General features: G+C 68.4%; 16 protein-coding genes and 2 pseudogenes. 7 read left to right on the forward strand and 11 right to left on the reverse strand.

The annotated features are described in order from the left end of the window. The first annotated feature begins 20 nt into the window (after window positions 1-20). The 3 genes from FKD65_RS14825 (at window position 21) to FKD65_RS46600 (ending at window position 2,192) form a co-directional block, all read left to right on the forward strand. Window positions 21-941: a radical SAM protein gene (locus FKD65_RS14825; RefSeq protein ID WP_168221044.1), complete on the forward strand. Its 921-nt coding sequence runs from the start codon at window positions 21-23 to the stop codon at window positions 939-941. A 96-nt stretch (window positions 942-1,037) separates the two neighbouring features. Then, window positions 1,038-1,370, forward strand: coding sequence for a MazG nucleotide pyrophosphohydrolase domain-containing protein (locus FKD65_RS14830; protein ID WP_141578054.1), 333 nt, complete (start codon window positions 1,038-1,040; stop codon window positions 1,368-1,370). 249 nt (window positions 1,371-1,619) lie between these two features. Beyond that, window positions 1,620-2,192, forward strand: a complete 573-nt coding sequence (locus FKD65_RS46600) for a DUF6879 family protein (protein WP_368367271.1) — start codon at window positions 1,620-1,622, stop codon at window positions 2,190-2,192. 238 nt (window positions 2,193-2,430) lie between these two features. Here FKD65_RS46600 and FKD65_RS14840 read toward each other — a convergent pair whose 3' ends face one another. The 6 genes from FKD65_RS14840 to FKD65_RS14865 all read right to left on the reverse strand — a co-directional run bounded on the left by FKD65_RS14840 (window position 2,431) and on the right by FKD65_RS14865 (window position 11,184). Beyond that, window positions 2,431-2,631, reverse strand: a complete 201-nt coding sequence (locus FKD65_RS14840) for a DUF397 domain-containing protein (protein ID WP_141586840.1) — start codon at window positions 2,629-2,631, stop codon at window positions 2,431-2,433. A 2-nt stretch (window positions 2,632-2,633) separates the two neighbouring features. Then, entirely contained in the window at window positions 2,634-3,446 is an 813-nt protein-coding gene (locus FKD65_RS14845) for a helix-turn-helix transcriptional regulator (protein ID WP_141578056.1), read from the reverse strand. Window positions 3,447-4,046: 600 nt separating this feature from the next. Then, window positions 4,047-6,176, reverse strand: coding sequence for an AIPR family protein (locus FKD65_RS14850; RefSeq protein WP_141586841.1), 2,130 nt, complete (start codon window positions 6,174-6,176; stop codon window positions 4,047-4,049). Between the two features lie 58 nt (window positions 6,177-6,234). After that, a complete protein-coding gene (locus FKD65_RS14855) occupies window positions 6,235-7,488 on the reverse strand; it encodes a restriction endonuclease subunit S (RefSeq protein WP_168221045.1) in 1,254 nt (417 codons plus the stop codon). A gap of 25 nt (window positions 7,489-7,513) precedes the next feature. Further along, the gene (locus tag FKD65_RS14860) at window positions 7,514-9,541 is read right to left on the reverse strand and encodes a class I SAM-dependent DNA methyltransferase (protein WP_141578058.1); all 2,028 of its coding nucleotides are present in this window, start codon (window positions 9,539-9,541) and stop codon (window positions 7,514-7,516) included. Then, window positions 9,538-11,184, reverse strand: a complete 1,647-nt coding sequence (locus FKD65_RS14865; protein WP_141578059.1) for an N-6 DNA methylase — start codon at window positions 11,182-11,184, stop codon at window positions 9,538-9,540. Before FKD65_RS14865 ends, FKD65_RS14860 begins: the two co-directional genes overlap by 4 nt. A 184-nt stretch (window positions 11,185-11,368) precedes the next feature. Between FKD65_RS14865 and FKD65_RS14870 the strand changes: the two genes are divergently transcribed. Both FKD65_RS14870 and FKD65_RS14875 read left to right on the forward strand, forming a co-directional pair. After that, window positions 11,369-13,087: a DUF6119 family protein gene (locus FKD65_RS14870; RefSeq protein ID WP_141578060.1), complete on the forward strand. Its 1,719-nt coding sequence runs from the start codon at window positions 11,369-11,371 to the stop codon at window positions 13,085-13,087. Window positions 13,088-13,234: 147 nt separating this feature from the next. After that, complete coding sequence (locus FKD65_RS14875; protein ID WP_141578061.1) at window positions 13,235-14,239, forward strand: metallophosphoesterase family protein; 1,005 nt, start codon at window positions 13,235-13,237, stop codon at window positions 14,237-14,239. 143 nt (window positions 14,240-14,382) lie between these two features. Here FKD65_RS14875 and FKD65_RS14880 read toward each other — a convergent pair whose 3' ends face one another. After that, window positions 14,383-15,795: an Ig-like domain repeat protein gene (locus FKD65_RS14880; protein ID WP_168221046.1), complete on the reverse strand. Its 1,413-nt coding sequence runs from the start codon at window positions 15,793-15,795 to the stop codon at window positions 14,383-14,385. Between the two features lie 426 nt (window positions 15,796-16,221). Between FKD65_RS14880 and FKD65_RS14885 the strand changes: the two genes are divergently transcribed. After that, window positions 16,222-16,875: a response regulator transcription factor gene (locus FKD65_RS14885; protein ID WP_141578063.1), complete on the forward strand. Its 654-nt coding sequence runs from the start codon at window positions 16,222-16,224 to the stop codon at window positions 16,873-16,875. Between the two features lie 23 nt (window positions 16,876-16,898). Next, complete coding sequence (locus FKD65_RS45525; RefSeq protein WP_141578064.1) at window positions 16,899-18,167, forward strand: HAMP domain-containing sensor histidine kinase; 1,269 nt, start codon at window positions 16,899-16,901, stop codon at window positions 18,165-18,167. Here the strand turns inward: FKD65_RS45525 and FKD65_RS46605 are convergent. From FKD65_RS46605 to FKD65_RS14910, 4 genes and pseudogenes are all read right to left on the reverse strand, one after another. Next, a pseudogene (locus tag FKD65_RS46605) lies at window positions 18,140-20,338 on the reverse strand (FtsX-like permease family protein); the annotation flags it as partial. The gene FKD65_RS45525 and the pseudogene FKD65_RS46605 overlap by 28 nt on opposite strands. Beyond that, window positions 20,335-21,078, reverse strand: a complete 744-nt coding sequence (locus tag FKD65_RS14900) for an ABC transporter ATP-binding protein (RefSeq protein WP_141578066.1) — start codon at window positions 21,076-21,078, stop codon at window positions 20,335-20,337. The pseudogene FKD65_RS46605 and the gene FKD65_RS14900, both read right to left, overlap by 4 nt. Before the next feature lie 68 nt (window positions 21,079-21,146). Next, window positions 21,147-22,289 (reverse strand): acyl-CoA dehydrogenase family protein, encoded by a 1,143-nt coding sequence (locus FKD65_RS14905; protein ID WP_141578067.1) that lies wholly within the window; start codon window positions 22,287-22,289, stop codon window positions 21,147-21,149. A gap of 124 nt (window positions 22,290-22,413) precedes the next feature. Then, window positions 22,414-23,940, reverse strand: a pseudogene (locus FKD65_RS14910) (polyamine aminopropyltransferase); the annotation flags it as partial. Between the last annotated feature and the right edge of the window lie 66 nt (window positions 23,941-24,006).

A 24,006-nucleotide genomic window follows, 5' to 3' on the forward strand; every position in this document is an offset into this window, starting at 1 on the left:
ACACGCCTCCGGAGGGCGCCTTGCCCCAACTGGTCTTCGACGACGAGGCACAGTGCTATAAGGCCCCTGGCGGCGAGAAGACGAGCAATCTGGTCGAGCAGATGGACCGGCCCTTATCGCTGACGTTCCAGCTGACCCGCGACTGCAACTTCAGTTGCACCTACTGCAGCGAGCCCCCCGGCATCGGCACGCGGTCTCACGAAGAGGTGTTGGCGATGCTCGACAAGCTGTCCGGGATGCGGCGGATCATCCTGTCCGGCGGCGAGCCGATGCGATACCGCCACTTCTGGGAGGTCCTGGAGTACTGCCAAGACAGGTTCGGGCAGGTCGTGCTGTCCACCAACGCGTCCATGATCACCCGGGACGGAGCGGCGAGGCTGCGGACGCTCGTCGATTATGTCGATATCACCGTCGACGGACCGCGCCGCCAGCATGACCGGATCCGAGGCAACTATGACATGGTGATCCGCGGATTGCGGAGAGTCGCGGAAGAGGACATCCCCTTGTCGGTGATCTGCGTGTACCTGGGCCGCAACAAACGGAAGATTCACTACATCTGCCAGACCGGCGACGTCTTCGGCGCGAAGAAGGTCAAGATTCTCACCACGATCCCCAAGGGCTACAGCCGGAATCTGTTCGAGGACTTCACCACCGGTGAGGAACTGGACGAGCTGGAGAAGTTCCTGACCGCCGAGCGCGAGGCATGCGGCTGGCTGCCGCGCATCACCATCGCCGACTGGATGAAGATCGGCGCCGGCCACGCGATCCTCATCGAGCCCGACGGCCGCGCCGTCGCCTCCCCGGTATGGCAGGAACCCGAGTGCATCCTGCCCTTCGGGAACCTGCACGAACAGACGGCGGCACAGCTCTGGGCGGCATACCCGTACAAAGAACACCACCTGAACAAGTACTTGGAACGCACCCTGATGGTCGTGGAATGATCCGCGCCCGCCCACGGCAATGAAATCCGGTCGTCGGCCATGATCGGCTGCTAGCGTCGTCACCCCTGCCTCATCGACCCCATGGGGTGACACGAGATGAATCCCCTCCGCGACCACGCCTCGCTACGCGACATCCAGGACTACGTCGCCAAACTGGAAGCCGAAAGGGGCTTCGAAGGGCGGCCGGCCACAGCGCAGTGCCTCAAGCTCGTCGAGGAGATCGGCGAAGTATGCCGCGCGGTGGGAAAGCTCGAAGGCCAACCCGAGGACCCGCAGGGACGAGTCAACGACCTGGGCGAGGAAGCCGTCGACTCGCTACTGATGCTTGTCGCGGTCGTCAACCGGTACGACATCGACCTTGAGGACGCCTTCCGCCGCAAGGAAGAACGCAACAACACCCGCGTATGGCACCGTCCCAGCCACCTCTAGAAGAGCAAACACCGGGATGTGGCTCTGATGGAGCCGCGCGGCTACGAACGTAGGGACCGCAGCGGCACCCACGAGGCCTGCGGCGTACCAGCACGATCCAGCGGCCCCACGGTCACACGGGTGAGGAATCCGCGCCCACGCCTGCCGCAGCTCGAACGAACGGCTCGCAGTGGTCTCCGGAACATGCTGATCGCCGCGAAGCCCAACCTCCCCGATGCTTGATCGCATACGGGTCTCGCCGCCGTCCGACTGGACCCCCAGGGTTATCTCAGCGACTTCTGGCGGTACCACGAACGTACCGAAGGCGCGTTCTGGAAGCTGGAACGCCGACAGACCTTCCGTGAGCCCGACGACCCCGGCTGGGTCGCGCTAAGCAACGGCGACTGGAGAGGCGCCCTCGCCGCGGTCGAGGAGCGCTGTTCCACCGTCAACCCGGAGGGCTCGACGGTCAGCGGGCGTGAAAGCCACCGGTTCGGGATCGTCGAGCGACCGATCAGCCCATACCTCCAGTGGGAACTCCACGTCCTCCGGGTGAGAGCCCAGGCGGGCCTCCAGGACATTCGGATTCTGGACGCTTCATTGGTCAGCCACCTGGAGGCCGAGCATCAGCTACCCGAACTGGTGTTCCTCGGCACCGAAGTGATGTACGAGGTCCTCTACGACAGCGACGGCACGCACTCGGGAGGCCGTCGCCATGACGACCCGGCTGTGATCCACGCGTGCCATCGGCAACTCGTCGAGCCGCATGATGCGGGCAAGCAACTGCTGAGCTTTTTCGAACGGGAGATCCTGCCACTCCCGACCCCCGACGTGCACGACTGAGGAGGACGCAACCGGTGAGCGTCCGCGCTTCCGGCGGTGGCGTTTCGTCGCGGTGGCGATCCCAGCCCGGCTCTGCGCCGGCTTTCTCGGCCGCGGGGGCCGAGGAGGCCCCGCACCCCCCGCTCATCCGCGAGCATGCCCCGAGGACAGGCGGTCCGGCTCGTTCCTTACCCCGGCAAGGCGGGTGCCTCACGCCCGAATCACGGGCGAAAGGCACCGAGAGCCGCCAGAAGCTGCCCTACCCGTCGTACCGGCCCGCGCGGATGTCGCGAGCCAGCGTCTCGAAAGCCGCCCGGCGGATGGTCAGCTTCGGCCCGTCCGGGTCCTTGGAGTCCCGCACAGCCACGCTCGCCGCAACTTCGGCAACCTCGACGCAGTTGCCCCCTTCTTGATCACTGTAAGAGCTCTTACGCCAAGACACATGCGACCGGTCAGACATGCTCACGTGCCTTCCATGTAGTTCCTGATCGAGGCCATGGAATCCTCGGCAGACAGCGCCTCGGATCTTGCCAAGTTGAAGAGTACGGCAAGCCTACGCACTGCTTCCGGGTTTGTGAGGGTTTGACCATGCTCACCGGTGCCTTCCATGTAAGCGATGGAAGGCGCCTGCGGGAATCCGAGAATCTGGAATCCTGCCGGATGAAACAAATGAGCGCCCGTCGGGACGACCTGAACTGATATTGTCGTTCTTTCTGCCAACTCCAGCAGTCGCTTACACTGACCGAGGATGACCCCCGCAGGCAAATCACGGATGACCGCCTCACGGATCAGCAGAAATATCCATGGCGGCTCAGCCTTGTCTAGGACAGCCTGACGGCCAAGGCGAATCGAGACCAACTCTTCGAGCTTGTCGGGACGCCTATTAGCACCCAGCACGAGTCGGGCATACTCCTCTGTCTGGAACAGACCCGGAATCAGCAGCGGTTCGTAGATGCTGACCTGATCAGTTTTCTTCTCCGCCTCAATTAGGGGCCGAAAGCCGCTCGGGATCAAGCCACGCTTACGCACTTCTAGGTGCATCTCCCACATGCGTCGGAACGTTCCGCCTAGCTGGAAGTACGTGTCCAGGTCATCAGCGAGGCTCTCAGACGGAGGCTTCTCGAAGATCTCGACCTTGGCGATCCACTGAGGGGTGCAACCCAGCGCAGCCGCGAGTTTGTTGCGGCTGAGCCCGGATGCTTCGCGCCTCGCCCGCAGCTCGCTGACGAACACTTCCTGGTAAGCGGAGGGGTTGGTGTCGCGTGAGGGTGCCATCGGGTGCCTCCCGGGTGTCGGCTGACCTGTTCTGGGGTGTCGCCATCACTTGCTCGGGTGCCGTTCGGGGAGTGAACGGTTCGTAGCACAGAGTAACTCTGAGCTGCAAGGCTCGTCTCTCGAAAGGCACCCCAACTCGCAGGGAACTCCGAGCCGTGAATGATCAAGAACGACAGCGACTGCAAGAGCAGTACCCGGCATGGCACATCCGCCGGCCGCCGACAATGCGATGCCTGGTGGCCACGCGCCTCGGTCCACCGCTGAAGATGTGGGAGATCAATCGCGGCCTCTGCGCGACCCTCGTTGAGGACACGTACGACCAACTCCGGGAGGCCCTCGCCGACCAACGCAAGATCGAGGAGACGCTGTGATCACCACATTGGCGATTACCGGGGGCTCACTGCTCGCGGCCTTCACGGTTACGACGCTGATCTTCTTGGTCGGCATGGCCATTACCGACACCGGCTACATCGGCAAACACCGTTGATCTCCCGGAGCGGCTGCCGTTCCGGTGCCTGCGCTGCCCCCCAAGCCCCGCGCAGGCCACCGACGGCTCCCCCACCAGGCAGCCGCTCCGGGTCACCATCCGCTAGAGCCGGATCAACTCTCCTCATTCTCAAAGATCTCAACGGCGAGATCCCAGAGCGACTTGTCGTCCAGCCACCATCGTCTTGGCCCCTGCACCGCTACAGGAGAGCGGTCGTAACCCGCGAGCTCCCAGATGTGGACGATCAGACCGGTTGGAGAGTACGCCGCCCCGTCGTAAGCCCACAGAAGGCACTTACGACGGTCGTTCACCCAGGTAGCTGTGTCTCTCCGGGAATCCGCGTCCAGCCAGGGTTTGACTGCCAACTCCTCGTTGCTGGTCTCCGGCCGGTAGACCAGCCGCGTCCCGTCGAGCAACCGTCCCGCATTGACAAGGGTCGGGACCGCGTTCGGACGACGTTGCTTGCGTTGCGCACGCTTGGGCGGTTGATAGTCCTTCGGGAGGATCGGGACCGTCCCGCCGCGCCGCACGTCATCAAGAACCAGCTTGGCGAGATCCTTGCACCGCGTCTCATCTGTGAACGTGGTGGAGAGGAAAGAGTTCGCGCCGTACTCGGCGTCCACGTGATAGATGAGCCAGGCGAGGACACCGTCTGTCAGCTCGGGGATGCTCGCCAACATCGACTCTTCATCGAAGGCGTGCTCGTCGACGTCTTCCAGATCGAGAAGCTGGAGGACGAGATGGGTGACGAGCAGGTCACCGCGCCTGGCCATATCCGCCGCGCGGCCGTGAAGATCCTTGCGCTTCGCCTCCAGCGCGGCCCCCACCACACGCCGCGCCTGGACGAGCCGCCAGACCCGGTACGCGCTCGGTGCCTCTTTGAAGAGACGTGGATAGGCTCCGCTGGACCCGCGTTCCCACAGCGTCTCCGTGCCTTGGCTGGCTCGTACGGCCAATTCGGGTGAGCGGTGCGCACAGGCCAGCGCCAACGCCGCATGCTCGACCGAGCATCCTGCATCAGGTGACGGGTCCGGCTCACCCCGCTTGTAGACGTAGGTCTTCCCCAGCGACAGCAGGAAGTCTTCGCGGATGGCAGCCTGGGTTGTGTCCAATGCGATGAAGTCACGCTGGGAGACGTCGTTCTGCGTGTTCGTCGTCTCCGTGATTCGCTTCGCGTAGGCCGGACGGTCCGCCCCCAGAGAGAATGCGCGCACGGTGACGTCAGCCTCGTCCACAGCCTGTTCGTTCTGCTTCATGGCTTCATGAATGGCGGAGACGGTCTGCGCCCCGTTGACCACACTGACGCCGTTCATAGTCAGCCGGACCGGCTCGTCAGGCCGTGGCCGCCCGAGCCAGTAAGGCTCGATGCTGTCGCACAACACGGTGATGCCGTTGTTGAAGTACCAGAAGTTCTCGGGTTCGTTGAGCAACGTCTCTTTGATGCCGGAGTTGATCCGGGTCAGCCCGAGGGACTTGCGGACGTTCTGCTCGTACAGCGCGTCGCCGTGATCGTCGAACCACTGGGCAATGTCGCGTACCGCAACGGTCCCCTGCCACGCCTCGAAGGGAGTGTCGCGCTTGATCCACCTCGACATGGTGGCCTCGACGTCGATTGGTGCGGGTGCCAGATCTTGACGCAGCTGCTGATGGAACTCCGCATCGCCGATGACTTTGTAGTCGAGCAGCGGTCCGTGGCGATTGAACTCCGCACGAGTACGGTCGAGGAGCTGCCGGACGGCGTCCGACAAGACGGCCGGCCCCATGAGGGCGATGACAAGCGTGATCTTGAGGCGAGCGTCACCCATGGCCACGTCGAGCTGGGCCTTGAAGGGATCGAACCTGTCGTTGAAGGTGCCCTCGAAGTCACGTCGCTCGATCAGCCGCAGGCCCTCGATGAACTTCAGGGCCTCGCCCAGGTCCATCTTCCCCTTGCCCGCGTCGCTCCACTTGGCCTGGGCCAGCCAGACTTCGCGTGAGCTCACATCGAGCGCGACGCCATCGATGCCCTGATCGTTCTCGCCATCGATCACGGCCTGACCGGCCGCCTTGTGATCACACTTCGTCACGTGACGGATCGCCGAGGCCGTCAGCGCCCGGGACAGGAATCGCTGCTCCCATGCGTTGCCTTGATACCCGCTCAGATCGTCGGTGTAGATCAGGCCCTCGTAGTCCTTCAGCAACGCCTGCCGCACTTGCTGGACCTGTATAGGGATCTTGGGGCCGCCGCCTCGTCCGGAACCCATCCTCACCTCAGCCTCCCCGCCACCGTTGGCCCACCGGATCAATCACCCGCGATCAGCATTACACGGACGAGATGCTCCGCGCGGTCGTAACGTCCAACTCCCCTGTCACAGCCGCCGTAATAACCGCGCGCCGCCGCTCCTCCAGCAACCTAACTTGAGTCTTAATGGAACCAATTAGCCCGCTGCTGATACTGAAGGATACATCGAAGCGCCTTGTAAGCGCCTCCTGCTCAGCGAGCGGCGCCTTCGGAATTGGCCACTGTTTGATCTCCTCGGTTTTTAGGTTCGCCATGGACTGTGAGCTTCCGTGAGACGCTTCTGCGCAGAGGTCTCGGATTCGCGTACCTCTGGCGATGAGAGCAAGGTAGTCCTTGCTCATTCCATCACTCACATGCACCCGGAAGATCTTGTCGCAGAGTATGAGTCGCCTACGAGGATTCCTGGCGACGGCGGCCGCACCAACGAGGGCTGGGGTGTTAGCGCGCGTGATGAGCAGATCTCCGGCCCTCACTTCATACTGTGATTCGGGAAGCAGTTCGTCAGGAAGCCGCTTGTTCTGGTCACCGAAAAACTGCCCGTTCTTAACTGCACTGACCTTGAGCACACCCCACTCTTGATCGCTAGCTGGGACGACGTCACACTGAGGGCTCACCCCTTGTTCCATTCGAAGAATAAACCGCCGGAAAGGAAGCGAGCCAAACCGGCAAACGAGGGTAGCGATCTCAACATCCAGCAGCGCACGCTCCCGCTGTTGCAACAGTAGCGACATTTCCCTCCGCAGTTGCATCATCTGGTCAATTTTGGAGGTCTCAACATCCAGGAAGTCTGCGATGCGCCGCTGCTCCCGCAGCGGTGGAGCGGGTAGATGCAACGATGCCACATCACGCGGGTTCATGCGCTGACGTGTTGACCCCCGGGACTTGACCTTAGCGCCCCACTCCCCCAGGCTTGAAGTTAGAAAATATACCAAGAATCGCGAATCAAGCCGAGTTTCATCCATGCGCAGTCGGAAACAATCGGCCTTGACGATAGCGCGACCCAAACCTGCCGGAACCCTGCATGCTCGACCAAGGGGATTGTTGCTGTCGCCTAGCCCGGCAACTATGACATCTCCCGCTTCAACCGCATGCCGTTTCAATACCGTATAACGTTCCAAAGAAATGTATGCTCGGTCATCGTCCTTAAAACGACCAACACCGATATTACCAAGCCGGATTACGCGAGCACCTTCGTCAGTGTAATGCTTGGAAGCGAGGTTACTACCGAAAGGCCCGTCAGCCAGAGACAGTATCGAGCGGCCAACGCTCTCCATGCGCCACCCCTCGGGGAGAGTCAAATCAACCATGCGTCACCTGGCCGAGGAGTTCTTGGATCTGGGCTTCGATGGCCTTCAACTCCGCGTCTATCTCTTCGAGAGGGCGAGGTGGAGTGTAAGTGTAGAAGTACCTGGTGAAGGGGATCTCGTAGCCAATCTTGGCTCGGATCGTCTCCTTCGTCTTGGGGTCCTTGCTTTCGTTGATCCAAGCGTCGGGGACGTGTGGGAGGACCTCGCGCTCGAAGTACTCATCGATGTCCTCTATGAGGGGGACGTTCTCGAAGTCGCGGAGGTCGGGGTCGTGTACGACCTTGCCCTTGACCTTCTGCACCTCTCCCTCCGGGTCGGTGACGGCGAAGGCGGTCATGATGGCCTTCTCCGCCTTGTCCGGTGGGACGGTGATGGAGTTCTCGATGTAGGTGGCGAAGAGCTTCTCGCGGAACTTCGTCCGGGCCTTCATGGAGGTGCCGATGAGGGTCTTGAGGCCGGTCAGCAGCTCGTCTCTCAGCTCGTATCCCTGAACCGCCCTGGTCTCGGCTAGGGCCGTCAGGGTCTCCTCGCTGACCTCGAAGCGCTGGCGCAGCGGCCGGTCGATGGTGATGCGCTGGTAACCGAAGTCCTCGTTGCGGAACACCTTGACCTTGGCGTGGTCGGGGTGGTCCGGGTCGGCGGCGATCTCAAGAGCGTCCCGGTAGACGGCGCAGATGTGGTTGCGCTGGGCCTGGCTGATCTCCTTGCGCTTCTCGCCGAGGGACTTGCGGATCTTCGTCCACTGGTCGCGGGCGTCGAGGAGGACGACCTTCCCTTTGTTCCGCTCCGCCTTGTGGTTGGTGACGATCCAGAAGTACGTGGAGATGCCGGTGTTGTAGAAGAGCTGGTCGGGGAGGGCGACGATCGCTTCGAGGTAGTCGTTCTCGATGATCCAGCGGCGGATCTCCGACTCGCCCGACCCGGCGCCGCCCGTGAAGAGCGGCGAGCCGTTGAAGACGATGGCGATACGGGACCCCTTGAGGTCACCCTCCACGTCGATCGTGACGGGCCTCATCTTGTGCATCATGTGCTGGAGGAACAGGAACGAGCCGTCGTTGATGCGGGGCAGGCCGGCTCCGAAGCGTCCGGCGTGGCCGTAGTCCTTGGCCTCGTCCTTGACGGCCTTCTCCACCTTCTTCCACTCCACGCCGAACGGCGGGTTGGCCAGCATGTAGCGGAAGGTGGAGTCCTCGTGCCCGTCGTGGCTGAACGAGTTGCCGAACTTGATGCGCGAACTCGTCTCGTCGTACCCCTTCAGCAGCATGTCGGAGCGGCAGATCGCGTACGACTCGGCGTTGAGTTCCTGGCCCGCCAGGTTGATGCGCGCGTTCGGATTGAGCGCCCGGATGTGCTCCTCGGCGGCGGCGAGCATCCCGCCCGTTCCGCAGGCCGGGTCGAGGATGTCGATGACCTTTCCCTCACCGGTGAGGGCGTCGACGTCCGGGGCGAGCAGCAGTTCGACCATGAGCTCGATGACCTCGCGCGGGGTGAAGTGCTCACCGGCCGTCTCGTTGGAGAGTTCCGAGAACTTCCGGATCAGCTCCTCGAACAGGTAGCCCATGTCGTGGTTGCTGACCCTGGACAGGCTCAGGTCGAGTTTCGGGTCGGCGAACTTCTGCACCACCTGGTAGAGGAGCCCGGCCGCGTCCAGCCGCTCGATCTGCGTGTGGAACGCGTAGCGTTCGATGATCTCGGCGACCTCGGACGAGAACCCGTTGATGAAGTCGGTGAGGTTCTTGCGCACGTTCGCGGGGTCGCTGCCGATCGTCCGGAAGCTCTGCCGGGACGTGTTGTAGATCGGCAGTTTCGCCACCGACTTCAGCAGTGCGGGAGGCGCGTCGCCCGGATAGGCGTCGGCCTTCTCCCAGACGGCCTGCCGGGTCGGCTCCATCACGCAGTCGAACCGCCGCAGAACCGTGAACGGGAGGATGACCTTGCCGTACTCCGACTGCTTGTAGTCGCCGCGGAGCAGGTCCGCCACCGACCAGATGAACGCGGAGAGGTTCTGGTCAACGCTCACTCGTCGTCCTCGTCTTTCGCTCGGGGTGGTTCCAGTGTTCCGCTCGTCAGGCCGTCGTGCGCCATTTGCACGGCACGGCGTCCCATTTTGGCCGCCTCTTCGAGGTGCTGCACGAAGGTTTCCAGTTCTCTGAACGCGGTCCCGTAGAAACGCTGGCGGTCAGGGTCCATCTGCGGGACGCGGGCCCCACGCGGGTCGGCGCGGTGGGTGCCGGAGCCGGACGTGTTGCGGCGCGTGTTGACCGCGCTCGTCATGAAGCCGAGCAGGAAGTCCGTGTCCAGCTGGTCGGTGGTGGAGACCGGGCGTCCCTCTTCGACCCGGACGAGGCCGGCGCGGACCAGCTCGGACACGTTGACGGTTGCCGCCAGCTCCTCCGTCCCCTCGGGCAGGCGAGGCAACGCGTGGCGCAGCTGTTCGAGCAGCTCCTCGAACCGGGTGCGCGCCTTCTCGTAGGCGGCGGCGCCGGGCTGCCCGGCCGCGACATGGCGGCCCGGGGTCAGGTCGGCTTCCTCGTCCAGCAGGGAGATGACCGGCACGTCCGCGACCCGTTCGGGGTCCGGCTCGATGGTCCTGCCGAGGTCGGCGTCCGTCAGGTCGATCATACGGACGCGGGCGTCTGGGCCGGGCTGGCGGGTCGGGCGTCTCAGTATCCACAGGTGCATGGGCGCGGAGTGTCCGGCGGCGAGCCCGCCGGGCAGCGCGACCAGCGTGTCCAGTATGCCCCCGCGCGCCAGCTCGGAACGGATGCGGCGGCCGGATCGGCGGTAGGCGGCGGAGGCGGGTAGGACGATCAGGGCGCGCCCGCCAGGAGCCGTGTGGAAGTGGCAGTGTTGGAGCCAGGCGAGGTCGCCCTCGGCCTTCGGCGGCAGGGCGATCTCCCAACGGGGGTCGAGCAGCAGATCGTCTCGCCCCCAGTCGGCTTGGCCGGACGGCGGGTCGCACACCACGAGGGCGGCCTTGAGCCGGGGGAACCGGTCGTCGCGCAGCGCGTCGCCCTGTGCGACCTCGATAGTGCCGGGCCTCTTCTCCAGCCTGGCCCGCAGGCGGACGAACTCTGGCAGACCGTCGGCCACGTCTTGGCCGACGCGTCCCTTCACTTTGGAACCGCCGACGGAAAGGAGCAGGTCACCTATCCCGCAGGCCGGGTCGTACACGACGCCTTTCGTCTCCCCCGCGAAGTGGCGGACGACCCGCACGAGCGACGGTGTCGACACGTGGTCGCCGCCGCTGTGGGTCGCGGACGCTACATACCGCTCCGCCAGGTCGCGGACGAGTTCGCCGGGCGTCCGATCGCGCGCCAGTTCGGCGACGAGGTCCGCAGTGGCCCTTCCTAGGGGCTTTCCGCTCCGTTCGCCTGCCAGCTCTGCGGCGACCGCCGCCAGCGCGCCGGCCATGTCCTCGCCGCGTTCGGCTCGGAGCGCGTGCCACAGCCTGACCTCGTCCGCCATGGGTCGGCCCTTGCCCTGCCGTTCGAGCCATCGCCGGACCTCCGGCAGCGCGAACAGCGGCGCGGCGCCGGTGCCGCCCGCCGCCTCCGGGAAGTCCGAATGTCGCCGCCGCCAGTTCGACACGGCCGCTCTGGTGACTCCGGCCATCCGCGCGACCTCCGCGGGCGAGACCAGTACCGCCTCGTCCTCTGCCATAGCGGCAACGTACACGCCTGTGAGCGTCTGATCAATCATTAAACATGTTGACAACGCTAACAGGTTGGCTGATGCTGTTGTTCCACTCGACTAATGGGACGCGGTGGACTACCGCGATGAAACCGCGCATCCCACCTGATCCCCGGCCACCGGCCGCGGGACGTCTTCCTCCGGGGGCCTAGCCATGCCTGTGCCGACGCACGAACTGACCATCTACCGCATCTCCGACGCCGCGACGGACGTCGACGCCTTCCTCGAAACCCTTCAGGGCACCTACCTGGACGAGGCCGCGTCGACCGGCATGGCGTTCCCGGACTACCCGGACGCCGACGCGGTGGCCTTCCACTGGCGCCGCGCCCCCGCCCCGGCTCCGTGGGTTGCGACCGCCCAGCACCTCATCGGGCCGCTCCCCGACAACTACGCGACCGTCGACTGCCGGGCGCTGCTGTTCCTCGACGTGGACGGCCACCGGTACGCGATCGGCTTCGGCGGAGGTTCGCGAGCCATCCCCGAGCAGCACAGGGACCACGCTTTCGGGCTGAGGTTCACCATCCGGGCGGTCGACGCGGACCGGGTCCGTTCCGTCGTGCGGCGCTCCATGACAGGGCTCGGGCGCCAGGACGCGACCTACGTCCCGTCCGGCATCCCCATCGGGCACATCGGCCTCAGCGAGTACACCGAGATCGTCGGGAGGCTGGCGGGGATGGTCGACCCGGAGGATCTCGGCCTGGAACGCGCACGGCCGCTCCGGGTCGAGGGGTCTGCCGGGCTCCGGCTGCGGATCCCGGTCGACCGGGCCCGCCTCGTGGCCCTGCTGCGCCGGATCTCCGAGATCTGCGAGCGGGCCGTGCCGGACGACTTCGCCTTCGTCGAGGCCGTCTCCCCGGTCCGCGACGACTGGCGGCTCGCCGACCTCGACGGCCGGCTCGACGCGCGGCTCCGCGCGGACCCCGGCGACGACACCGGGATGCGGCTCGCCGCGGCGGTTCCGATGGACCTCGCCGACCGCGCCCAGGAGGCGTCCGGCCACATCATCAAGATCGGGCCGGCTGAGATCCCCTGCCCGGGTGACCTCGACCTCGACGCCGTCCTCCGCCACTGCCGGCTCCAGCACAAGGTTCCGGCCGTGCAGGCGCTCCGGCGCGGCGAAGTGCGGATGTGCGAGGACGCGGAGGGGACGCGCGTGCTCGGAAGGGCATCGGCCGACAAGTGGCTGGCCGCGTCCGTGCGCGTGAACGAGCGCGAGTACTTCCTCGTCGAGGGAACCTGGTACGAGGGCGGCACCGAGTACTTCACCTCGGTCCAGCGCCGCATCGCCGCGCTGTTCAAGCCGGTGCCGAGCCTCGACCTGCCGTCCTGGCCGGACGGCCTGAGGCCGCGGCCCGGCTCCGGGAAGCGCGGCGAGGCCCTCTACAACGAGCAGGTCCAGGATTCCCTCGGCCCGGCCCGGTTCCTCAACCTCGACCGGACCGGAGCCCGGACCGAGTTCCACGGCGCGCAGGGCTTCGAGCCGTGCGACCTGCTCGGTCCGGGCAACGAGCTCGTCCACGTGAAGGGCGGCAAGCGCACTCAGCCGTTCAGCCACATGTTCGCCCAGGCCCTCGTCTCGGCGGAGAACCTGTGCCTCCGCCACGACGCCCGCGCGTCCTTCGCCGACCTCGTCCGCAAGACGAGCCTCGGGAGCCGGGAGCTTCCGGAGGGCTGGCGCCCGTCGAAGGTCGTCCTCGCGATGAAGGTCGCCCGCCGGATGCCGCTGACCCCGGAGACGCTCTTTCCCAACGCGCAGATCGCGCTCGCACACCTGGCACGGACCCTCACGGGTTACGGGATCGAGGTCGAGGTCATCGCGATCGGGCGGGAGGCGGGCCCCGACACGGTCATACTGGTGGGCGATGTGCGATGAGTACTGCGCTTCGACGCCGAGAACGTCCGGAGCGTCCGAACCGTCAAAGGCGGTTACGCCGGTCGCCGGCTCTCCACGGGGTGAAGGTCCGAGAGGGCTTGGATATTGCTTTGCGCGTGAAATGTGCGGCTGCCTAGGCTCCGGCAGATGGGACGCACCGTCATCGTCGGCGACGTTCACGGCTGCTTCGACGAGTTGCTCGAACTGCTGGACAGGGTCGGGCTCCGGCCGGATGACCTTCTGGTCAGCGTGGGCGATCTCGTCGACCGGGGGCCGGCCTCCGGGGATGTCGTCGGGTTCTTCCGCGAGCGCCCGAACTCGGTCGTGGTCATGGGGAACCACGAGCGCAAGCACGTGCGCGGGATCTTCTCCTATGCGCAGGAGATCACGCGCCTGCAACTGGGCGACGGGTACGCCGAGACGGTCGAGTGGATGCGGACGCTTCCGTACTTCTTCGAGAGCGAGGACGTCCGGGTCGTGCACGCGGCGCTGGTTCCCGGTGTTCCGCTGGGCGAGCAGAAGGAGGAAGTCCTCTGCGGCACGACCAGCGGTGAGCGGGAGCTCGCCGCGCTGTTCCCGGACGGCCACTGGCACGACCGGTACACCGATGACAAGCCGGTCGTGTTCGGTCACCATGTCACCGGCCGGGAGCCGCTGGCCCGCGACGGGAGGGTCTTCGGGCTCGACACCGGCGCCTGCCACGGCTGGAACCTGACCGCGCTGTGCCTTCCGGGCTTCACGGTCCATTCGGTGGCGGCACGCGCTGATCACTGGTCGGTCGCCAAGCGCGAATGGCAGTTGCCGGTCCTGAAGACCAGGCCGTGGCGTGACTTCACCTGGCAGGAGCTGGGCGAGAAGGTCGCCCGGTTCTCCAGCACGTCCGATGAGGCGTCGCGGGAATGGCTCCGGGCGGTCGAGGAATGGGCCGCGAAGCTTCGGACGCTGGTTCCCGCCCTGGTGGACGCGGCGCACCGGACGGCCGCTGGCCTGCCGGCGGACGAGATACGGCGGCATCCCGCCGCGCCGCTGCTGTTCCAGGCCCGTGGCGGTCGGCTCGACCAGGCCGTCCTGGCCAGGCGGTGCGCCACCCCGCGCCGGACGCTGGACACGGCCGCCGCGCTCGGAGTCGCCGCAGCCGACGCACCCGTCTGACTCCCAGCCTGAAACGCGGAACGCGCACTTCCGGACCGGGGTCGCTCGGACAGGAGGGGCCCTCCACGGTGGTGGCGGGACATCGACCGGTCCGGAAGACCGTATGCGCGGCACCCGCCGACGGTCCCCGGGACGTCCGCTGATCAGCGGACGAGGACGGCGACGGGCGGCGAGGTGGAGGCCTCGCAGTGGCGGTCGCCCCCGTAGACGGCGGTGATGGTGTGGGTGCCGGCGGTGGTGAAGGTGGTGGCCAGGGAGGCGGCGCCGGCTGTCAGCGGGATGGTTCCCAGGCTGGTGGCGCCGTCGCGGAACTCGACCGTGCCAGTGGGGAGGGTACCGCCGCATAGGACGCGGGCGAGGAGGACGACCCGCCGGTTCCGCAGCGTCGTCCGGGGCAGCGCCGAGGCCACGGTGGTCGAGGCGCCCCTGTTGACGGTGAGGGTGATCGGGCTGGACTCCGCAGCCGGGCAGTCGCCATTCCCGCTGTAGACGGCGGTGATGGTGTGGGCGCCGGCCTCGAACCTGCGCAGGAGGGTGGCGGTGCCGTGGAGCAGAAGGGTCGAGCCCAGGGCGGTGGCGCCGTCACGGAACTCGACCGTGCCGGTAGGGGTGCCCTCGCTACAGGTGACCGCGGCCTTCAGGGTGACCAGGCTGTGCACCTCGGCCGGATCGGGCTCGGCGGTGACCGCGACCGCCGACGTGGCGGCCACGCTGATCGCGATCCCCCACGGGCCGACGCCGACGCCCGAGATGGTGAGGGTCACGGTGTTCGTGGCAGTGTCGATCACCGAGACCATGTGATCGCCGTTGTTGGTGACGTAGACGCCGCCGCCATCCGGAGTGACCGCCACGCCGACCGGGATGGCACCGACAGGGATGGTGGCGGTGACGGCCTCGACGGCGGTGTCGATCACCGAGACCGTGCCATTCCCGGAGTTGGGGACGTAGACCCTGCCACCATCCGGAGTGACCGCCACCCCGCCCGGGTCGGCACCGACAGCGATGGTGGCGGCGACGGCCTGGACGGCGGTATCGATCATCGAGACCGTGCCGTCCCCGGCGTTGGTGACGTAGACCCTGCCACCGTCCGGGCTGACCGCCGCCCCGTACGGGTAAACGCCGACGGTGACCGTGGCGGCCACGGTGTCGGCGGCGGTGTCGATCACCGAGACCGTGCCGTCCGCGAGGTTGGTGACATAGACCCTGCCACCATCCGGGCTGACCGCCACCCCGAACGGCTCGCCGCCGACGGCGACCGTGGCGGTGACTGCGCCGGCGACGGTGTCGATCACCGAAACCGTGCCGTCCGCGAGGTTGGTGACATAGACCCTGCCACCATCCGGGCTGACCGCCACCCCGAACGGCTCGCCGCCGACGGCGACCGTGGCGGTGACTGCGCCGGCGACGGTATCGATCACCGAAACCGTGCGTTTCCCGGTGTCGGGGACGGTGTTGGTGACGTAGACGGTGTCTCCGTCCGGGGTGACCGCCACGCCGTACAGGAAGATGCCGACGGTGACCGTGGCGGCCACCACGTTGGTGGCAGTGTCGATCACTGCCACTATGCCGCTGTCGCCGGCGACATAGGCGAGCGTCGCGGTCGCCGCGGAGGCGGGCGGAACGGTCGGTGCCGGAGCGGCGGCACGGGCGGGCGCCAGAGTCCGCAAGAGCGGGGGGCGCGTCGGAGGGGTATTTGCGGACATGGAAATGTGCTTCCGGGGAGGGACGGCATCCGCCGGCCAGCGGCCCTCACATCGCCTCTCACCTGCAATGGATCACCGCGTGGAATGGCTTCATCGCTGAATGTGTCCATCAAGTCTGATCCCCAAACCGCGATCCCGAGCAGAAAGCCATGGATCAGCCCCTGGCCCCTTTTCTGATCAGGTCACCGGCCCGACCGGCATTCCCCGCCCGGTCCGTTGAGCCCCGACCGGTCCGCACCGTTAACCGGCGGCTTATGACCGGTCTGGGGGAATGGCGGGATGCGGATACTCGTGGCCGAGGATGAGCGGTTCCTGGCCGATCTGGTGGCGGAGGGGCTTCGGAAGCGGGCGATGGCGGTGGACGTCGCCTATGACGGGGAGGGCGCGCTGGAGCGGCTCGCGGTCAACGAGTACGACGTCCTCGTCCTGGACCGCGACCTCCCCCTGGTGCACGGCGACGACATCTGCCGGGGGCTGGCCCAGCGCGAGGAGGCGGTGCGCATCCTGATGCTGACCGCATCGGGCGCGGTGCACGAGCGGGTGGACGGCCTGAACCTCGGCGCCGACGACTACCTCGCCAAGCCGTTCGCGTTCGAGGAGCTGGTCGCGCGGATCAGCGCGCTGGCGCGGCGGAACGTCCCGCCGCTGCCGCCGGTGCTGGTGCACGGCGGCATCACACTGGACGCGGCGCGGCGGGAGGTGGCCCGGGACGGCAGGCCGCTGGCCCTGTCCCCCAAGGAGTACGCCGTGCTGGAGGTGCTGATGCAGGCGCGCGGCGGCGTGGTGAGCGCCGAGGAGCTGCTGGAACGGGCGTGGGACGAGAACACCGATCCGTTCACCACCGTCGTCAAGGTGACGGTGAGCAAGCTGCGGGCCAAGCTCGGCGAGCCGCCCGTCATCGTCACCGTTCCCGGGAGCGGGTACCGGCTGTGAGGCGCCTCATGACGGGGCGGCCCATGAAGGTGCGGACGCGGATGACGCTGCTGTACGGCGGCCTCTTCGCCGCGATCACGCTGAGCGTGCTGGGCGCCGTCCTGTGGGTCCAGCAGAGGATCGTCGACGCCCGGGTGCAGGACGTCCATTTCACCGAGTCCCGCTCCCTCGACGCTCCGTGCGCCCCAGGTGCATGCGAGGAGTCCCCGTTCGCGGTCGTGAAGCCCCGTCCCCGTTACGCGGCGAAGCACGTCGTCGGGCGGGAACAGTTCCAGGAGAGTTTGGTGGGGTCGCAGCGGGTCGTCATCCTGGTCGCGATCGTGGTCATCACCGTGCTGGCGTTCGCGGTGTGCTGGTGGCTGACGGGGCGGCTGCTGCGGCCCCTGCACCGCATCACGGCGACCGCGCGGCGGCTGTCGCTGTCCACCCTGGACGAGCGCATCGCGCTGGACGGCCCGGCGGACGAGTTCAAGGAGCTGGCCGACACCTTCGACGCCATGATCGACCGGCTGGAGAAAGCGGTCGACAGCCAGCGCCGCTTCGTCGCCAACGCGTCCCACGAGCTGCGGACCCCCCTGGCCGTCCAGCGCACGGCCGTCGAGGTCGGTCTCGCGGACCCCTCGCCGGAGCGGCTCGCCGAGGTCCGGGACGAGATGCTGCGCAACACCCGGCGGTCCGAACGGCTCATCGAGGGGCTGCTCGTCCTCGCGCAGGGGGACCGCGGGCTCGACGTCCGCGCGCCGGTGGATCTCGAAGCGGTGGTCCGGCAGGTCGTCGAGGAGAACGCGGCCGCCGCCGCGAGCGAGCGGATCGGCGTCGCGGCCGAGACGCGGCCGGTCACCGTCGCCGGGGACGAGGTGCTGCTCACGCGGATGGTCGCCAACCTGGTGCAGAACGCGATCCGGCACAACCGTCCCGGCGGGGACGTCCGCGTGGAGCTGTCGGAGGAGGCGCTGGTCGTCCGCAACACCGGGCCGCGCGTCCCGCCGGAGAAGGTGGACGAGCTGTTCGAACCGTTCCGCAGGCTGCACGCCGACCGGACCGGGTCGGCGGAGGGGGCGGGGCTCGGCCTGTCCATCGTCGCGGCCATCGCGCGCGCCCACGGCGGCGAGGTGAGGGCCGCGGCGAACCCCGACGGCGGGCTGTCGGTCGCCGTGGCCCTCACCTGTCACTCGCTGCGCAGGACGGCGGCGGTGCGGGTGGCGGCCGCATGGAGGGCGGGCGGCCAGGCGCCGAGGACGGCGACGACCAGCCCGGCGCAGGCCGGCGGCGCCAGCACCGTCCACGAGTAGACGTGGATCCAGGAGGCCGCCATCCCGCTGCCGAGCATCTCGCCCGTGAGCACCACGACGCCGTGGTGGGCGAGGACCCCGAGCGGGGCGCCGAGCGCGCCGCCGACGATCCCGAGCGCCGCCATCGCGGTCACCATCATGGCGACGACCTGCCGCGGGGTCGTTCCCACGGCCTTCAGCACACCGAGGTCCCGGGCGCGTTCCCGGGCGCTCAGCAGCACGCCGTTGAGGACGCCGATCGCCGCGGCCGCGCAGATGACCAGCGAGAACAGCACGAACAGCCCGCCGAGGACCGCGCTCTTCCCGAGGTCGGGCTCGGTCGGCTCGGCGATCAGCCCGGTGGACGGCGCCGCTGAAGTGATCCGGTGGGCGTAGGCGGCCGCGTCGGTCCCCTCGGTGAGGATCACCGAGAAGGACCGCGGCCCGTCCTCGCCCACCGCCCCCGGAAGGCTCGCGGAGTCGAGCATCAGCCGGCCGGTGTCGGGGTGCGCGAACGCGCCCACGATCCGCACGGTGGCCTGCGTCCCGGATGTCTGGAGCGTGAGGGTGTCGCCCACGTCCAGATCGTGCAGCCGCAGGAAACCCTCGCTCGGCACCGCCTCGCCGGGCCCCGAGAACCAGCGTCCGCGGACGATGGAGTCGCCGAGGAAGGGGCGGTAGTCGCCGCCGCAGGTCTCGGCCGTCAGTCCCGACGACAGCCCGGCGATCCGCAGCCTCACCGGCGCGGACGACATCACGTGGGCGGTGCCCGGCTGGGCTCGCAGCAGCGCGGCGACCTGGTCCTCGGTCATGCCGCCGGGGGACCTCGGGGGCAGGCCGACGCTGACGGAGGTGTGCCCCTCGGTGTCGGCCGTCAGGATCTTCATGACCGTCTGGTGCATGCCGAGGCCCATGGTCACCGCGGTCACGCCGAGGCACAGGCCCGCGAGGGTGAGCGCCGTCCTGGCGGGACGGGCGGCGGGCAACCCGAGGCCGAGCCCGGCCGGGACGGGCAGCCGGGTGCGCAGCAGCCACCGCTGGAGGCCCCGCCCCCGGCCGCCGCGCGAGACGGCCCCGGCGCTGATCGCCTGAACCGCCGGGAGCCGGCCGGCCCGCAGCGCCGGGAGGACCGCGGCCAGCACCACCAGGGCGAGGACCCCGGCGCCGCCGCCGAGGTCGAGCAGGGGCGCCGGCCCTCCGGCCGACGGCAGCTCGAAGCCGCCCGCCACGCGCGCCGCGACCCGCCCGGCGAGCAGGTGGCCCGCCAGGAGGCCGACCGCGCAGCCGAGCAGCGCCGGGACGGTGACCGTCACGACGTAGACGGCCGTGACCTGCGCCGGAGTGAAGCCGAGCGCCTTCATGACGCCGATGTGCCGGAACCCGGAGACGACCGCGCCGCTCACCAGGTTGGCGACGATGAACACCGACACGGCCATGGCGAGGATCCCGAAGACCGTGATGAACGGGATCAGCTGGTCGAACTCCAGCTCGAACGACTTCCTGGCGGTCACGTAGGAGTCGTAGCCGCGCATCGGGAGCCCGGCGGTCGCGGCCGTCAGGCTCTGCCGGACCTCGGCGGCGTCCCCCGCGCGGTCGAACCGGTACAGCATCTGGAGCCCGTCCGGCCGGAGCGCGGCGACCTGCCCGGACGTCACCCAGCCCATGCGGCCGCCGGTCGCGGAGTCGGCGAAGCCCACGATGGTGAGCTCCGGAAGTCCCAGGGGCGACAGCCTGCCGCCCAGCTTGAAGGGGCCGCCGGGCCTCGCGCGGAGCACGATCTCGCCAGGCCCGCGGACCCACCTGCCCTGCGTGAGCGTGAGCCTGTCGACGGGGCCGCCGGGGTCGTCGCGTCCCACCACGGGGAGGCCGTCGTCGCCGCCCCCCGGTCCCATCGGACCGCCGTTCCGCGGCAGCGTCGCAGTGCGGAACGGGCCGGCGGCGGCGGTGACCCCGTGCGCGTGGGCGGTGGCGGCGAGCCGGTCGGCGCTCACCCGCGCGGCGTCGAAGGAGGCCGTCGCGTGCGCGCCGCGCGCCTGCGCGAACGCGTCGTCGAAGAGGGACCGCGACGCGGACAGCAGGCCGAGCCCGAACACGAGCGTCGCCGTGGCCAGCGCCACGACGACGGCGATACTGGCCGACTGGACGCGGCGCCGCCGCACCCCGGCACGCGACGCCGCCCACACCGCGCTCATCGAACGGCCCACGACTCGCCCCTCTCGGACCCGCCGCCGTCCCGCCCGTCGCTCTCGGGCACGGCCTCGTGGACGATCCGGCCGTCCCTGAACTCGACCAGGCGGGACGCGCACCGGTCGGCCAGGCCATGGTCGTGGGTGACGAGAAGCAGCGTCTGGCCGCTCCTGTTGAGGTCGAGCAGGAGCCCGGCGACCTGCTCGCCGGTCGCGGTGTCGAGCGCGCCGGTCGGCTCGTCCGCCAGCAGGAGCGCCGGCCGGTTCACCAGCGCCCGCGCCACCCCGACGCGCTGCCGCTCGCCGCCGCTCAGCACCGCCGGGTAGGCGTCGCGGCGGGCGGCGATGCCGAGCTCGTCCAGCAGTTCCAGCGCCCGGGCCCGCGCCCTGCGCGCCGGGACGCCGGCGAGCCGGGCGGCCACCGCGACGTTCTCCAGCGCGGGCAGGTCGTCCAGCAGGTTGAAGAACTGGAAGACCATCCCGATCCGGCGGCGCCGGAACCGGGCGAGGGCCGCCTCGCCCATCCCGGTGAGGTCCTCGCCGTCCACCGCCACCGATCCCGCCGTCGGGCGGTCCAGGCCCGCGACCAGGTTGAGCAGCGTCGACTTCCCGCTGCCGGACGGCCCCATCACCGCGACGGACTCGCCGCGCCGGATCTCCAGGCTCACCCCGTCCAGCGCGGCGACGCCGCCGTATGCCCTGCGTACGGAATCGAGCCGCACGACCGTTTCCTCGCGTGTGTTCACGCGCTCAACCTGGCAGCCGGGAGGTTTCGGCGCGGTGAGCGCGGCGGCGGACCGGGCGGGGACGCGGGCTACACGCCGAGGCCGCGGCCGATGATCTCCTTCATGATCTCGGTGGTGCCGCCGAAGATGGTCTGGATGCGGACGTCCTGGTAGGCCTTGGCGATCGGGTACTCGGTCATGTAGCCGTAGCCGCCGTGGAGCTGGACGCAGCGGTCCACGACCCGCTTGAGCAGCTCGGTGTTCCACCACTTGAGCATCGCGGCCTCGTCGGGGGTCAGCTCCCCCCGGCTCTCCTTGACGATGCACTCGTCGGTGAAGGCGCGCGAGACGGTCAGCTCGGTCTTCATCTCGGCGAGCGTGAACCGGTTGTGCTGGAACTTGCCGATCGGACGGCCGAACGCCTCGCGGCTCTTGCAGTACTCCAGGGTCTGCTCGAAGGCGGTCTCGGCGGCGGCCTGCGCGGTGGCGCCGATGGACAGCCGCTCGCGGGCGAGGTTCTGCATGAGGTAGATGAAGCCCATGCCCTCCTCGCCGAGGAGGTTCTCCTTGGGGACGCGGACGTTGTCGAAGAACAGCTCGGCGGTGTCCTGCGCGTGCATGCCGACCTTGTCGAGGTTGCGGCCGCGCTCGAAGCCCTCCATGCCGCGCTCGACGGCGAGGAGGCTGACGCCCTTGGCCCCGGCGGACGGGTCGGTCTTGGCGACGACGATGACGAGGTCGGCGAGGATGCCGTTGGAGATGAACGTCTTCGAGCCGTTCAGGACGTAGTGGTCGCCGTCCTTCACCGCGGTCGTCCTGATGCCCTGGAGGTCGGACCCGGCGGCGGGCTCGGTCATCGCGATCGCGGTGATGAGCTCACCGGAGCAGTAGCCGGGGAACCAGCGCCGCTGCTGCTCGGGGCTGCACAGCTGCCGCAGGTACCCGCCGTTGATGTCGTTGTGGACGGCGAAGCCGGGACCGTGCACGCCGGCCTTCGCCAGCTCCTCGTTGAAGATCACGTAGTAGCGGTAGTCGGGGTCGCCGCCGCCCCCGAACTCCTCCGGCATGTCGATGCCGAGCAGGCCCGCGCGCCCCGCCGCCAGCCACACCTCGCGCGAGACGATCCCGTCCTTCTCCCACTGCTCGTGGTGCGGCGCGATCTCCTTGGCGATGAAGGAGCGCACCATGTCGCGGAAGGCCTCGTGCTCCTCGGTGTAGATCTCGCGTCCCATCCGCGGTCTCCCTAGCTGTGCCGGCGAGTAAGTGTGCACTGATACATCCCACTGTAGCCAGGGCTCGGTCGTGCTCCTCTACCGGGAGGCGGGTGCGGCCGGCGGAGACGGGACGCGGGCCGGGCTAGGAGTTCTTCCACTCCTGGCCCTCGTACTCGACCAGGCGGGGGTGGACGAGGGTGTTGACGTCCACGTCCCTCGCGCGGCGGTCCTTGGGGAAGACGGCCGCGGCCTGGAGCAGCGGTCCGTCGAGGAAGCGCAGGTCCGCGACGCCGGGAGCCAGGGCCAGCGCGGGCGGACGCTTCCCCGGGGAGGCGAGGACGAAGCCCCAGTCGCCGAAGCTCGGCACGTCCACGTGGTACGGGGTGGTCGCGAGGCCGGCGGCGGCGATGGACTTCTGGATGCTCCAGAACGACTTGGGCGCGAAGTACGGCGACCCGGACTGGACCACGATCCGCCCGCCCGGGGCCAGCGCCCGCTTCACCATCCCGTAGAACTCGACCGAGTACAGCTTGGCGGTGGACACGTCGTCGGGGTCGGGCATGTCCACGATGACCGCGTCGAACCGCCGGTCCAGGCTGCGCAGCCAGGAGAACGCGTCGGCGGTGACGGTCTCGGCCCGCGGGTCCTCGAAGGCGTGGCGGTTGAGGGATGCCAGCGGCCCGTACGTCCGGGCCAGGTGGATCATCTCGGGATCCAGCTCGACCAGCGTCGCGCTCTGGACGTCCTTGTAGCGCAGCACCTCACGCAGCGCCAGGCCGTCCCCGCCGCCGAGGATCAGCACCCGCCCGTGCGGGCCCGACATCAGCGGATGGACGAGCGACTCGTGGTAGCGGTACTCGTCCGCCGAGGAGAACTGGAGGTCGCCGTTGAGGAACAGCCTCAGGTCCGAGGGGCCGAGCCCGGCCCGCCGGGTGATGACGATCTCCTGGTACTTCGTGCGCTTCGCCACCGCGATCGGCGCGTCGTACAGCGCCTGCCGCGCCGACACCTCGAACCCGTCCGCGAGCACGTACGTCCCGCCGAGGACCGCGAGGACGGCGACCATGCCGAGGGCGAGCGCGACCCGGGCGACGCGCCCGACCTCGCGGCGGAACAGCCACAGCACGACCGCCATCCCGGCGACGGCGTTCACGACGCCGACGAGCAGCGCGCCCTTGATGTGCCCGAACGTGGGCAGCAGCAGGAACGGGAACGCCAGGCCGCCGATCAGCGCGCCCACGTAGTCGGCCGCGAACAGGTCGGCCACCGCGGACCCGGCGTCCTGCTTGCGGATCCGCTGGAGCAGCGTCATCAGCAGCGGGATCTCCGCGCCGATCAGCGCGCCTACCGCGAACGACACCACCACCAGCGCCGGGACGTAGATGTCGAGCCACGCGAACGCCGCGTACAGCGCGAGGACCGACATGCCGCCGATCAGCGCGAGCAGGCCCTCGATGACGGCGAACGCCACGACGGCGCGGTCCTGCAGCGGCTTGGCGGCCAGCGAGCCGACGCCCATCGCGAACACCATCACCGACAGGACGATCGACGCCTGCGTGACGGAGTTCCCGACGAGATAGCTGCCGAGCGCGACGAGGGCCAGCTCGTACACCAGCCCGCACGCCGCGCAAGCGAACACGGCCGCGAGGACGAGCGCGCGCGCCGCCCGCGCCGTGACGCGCGCCCGCCCCGGGCCGTCCCGCTCGGCGGGGGGCGGCTCCGGGGCGGGGCCGCC

The sequence above is a fragment of the Actinomadura sp. WMMA1423 genome, assembly GCF_006547145.1.
Taxonomy (GTDB): Bacteria; Actinomycetota; Actinomycetes; order Streptosporangiales; family Streptosporangiaceae; genus Spirillospora.

Coding starts and splice junctions, on each gene's coding strand:
- FKD65_RS45525 (WP_141578064.1), top strand. CDS start 16,899: ATGAAGGTGCGGACGCGGATGACGCTGCTGTACGGCGGCCTCTTCGCC.
- FKD65_RS14840 (WP_141586840.1), bottom strand. CDS start 2,631: ATGTCTGACCGGTCGCATGTGTCTTGGCGTAAGAGCTCTTACAGTGAT.
- FKD65_RS14870 (WP_141578060.1), top strand. CDS start 11,369: ATGCCTGTGCCGACGCACGAACTGACCATCTACCGCATCTCCGACGCC.
- FKD65_RS14865 (WP_141578059.1), bottom strand. CDS start 11,184: ATGGCAGAGGACGAGGCGGTACTGGTCTCGCCCGCGGAGGTCGCGCGG.
- FKD65_RS14845 (WP_141578056.1), bottom strand. CDS start 3,446: ATGGCACCCTCACGCGACACCAACCCCTCCGCTTACCAGGAAGTGTTC.
- FKD65_RS14885 (WP_141578063.1), top strand. CDS start 16,222: ATGCGGATACTCGTGGCCGAGGATGAGCGGTTCCTGGCCGATCTGGTG.
- FKD65_RS14850 (WP_141586841.1), bottom strand. CDS start 6,176: ATGGGTTCCGGACGAGGCGGCGGCCCCAAGATCCCTATACAGGTCCAG.
- FKD65_RS14830 (WP_141578054.1), top strand. CDS start 1,038: ATGAATCCCCTCCGCGACCACGCCTCGCTACGCGACATCCAGGACTAC.
- FKD65_RS14855 (WP_168221045.1), bottom strand. CDS start 7,488: ATGGAGAGCGTTGGCCGCTCGATACTGTCTCTGGCTGACGGGCCTTTC.
- FKD65_RS14905 (WP_141578067.1), bottom strand. CDS start 22,289: ATGGGACGCGAGATCTACACCGAGGAGCACGAGGCCTTCCGCGACATG.
- FKD65_RS14875 (WP_141578061.1), top strand. CDS start 13,235: ATGGGACGCACCGTCATCGTCGGCGACGTTCACGGCTGCTTCGACGAG.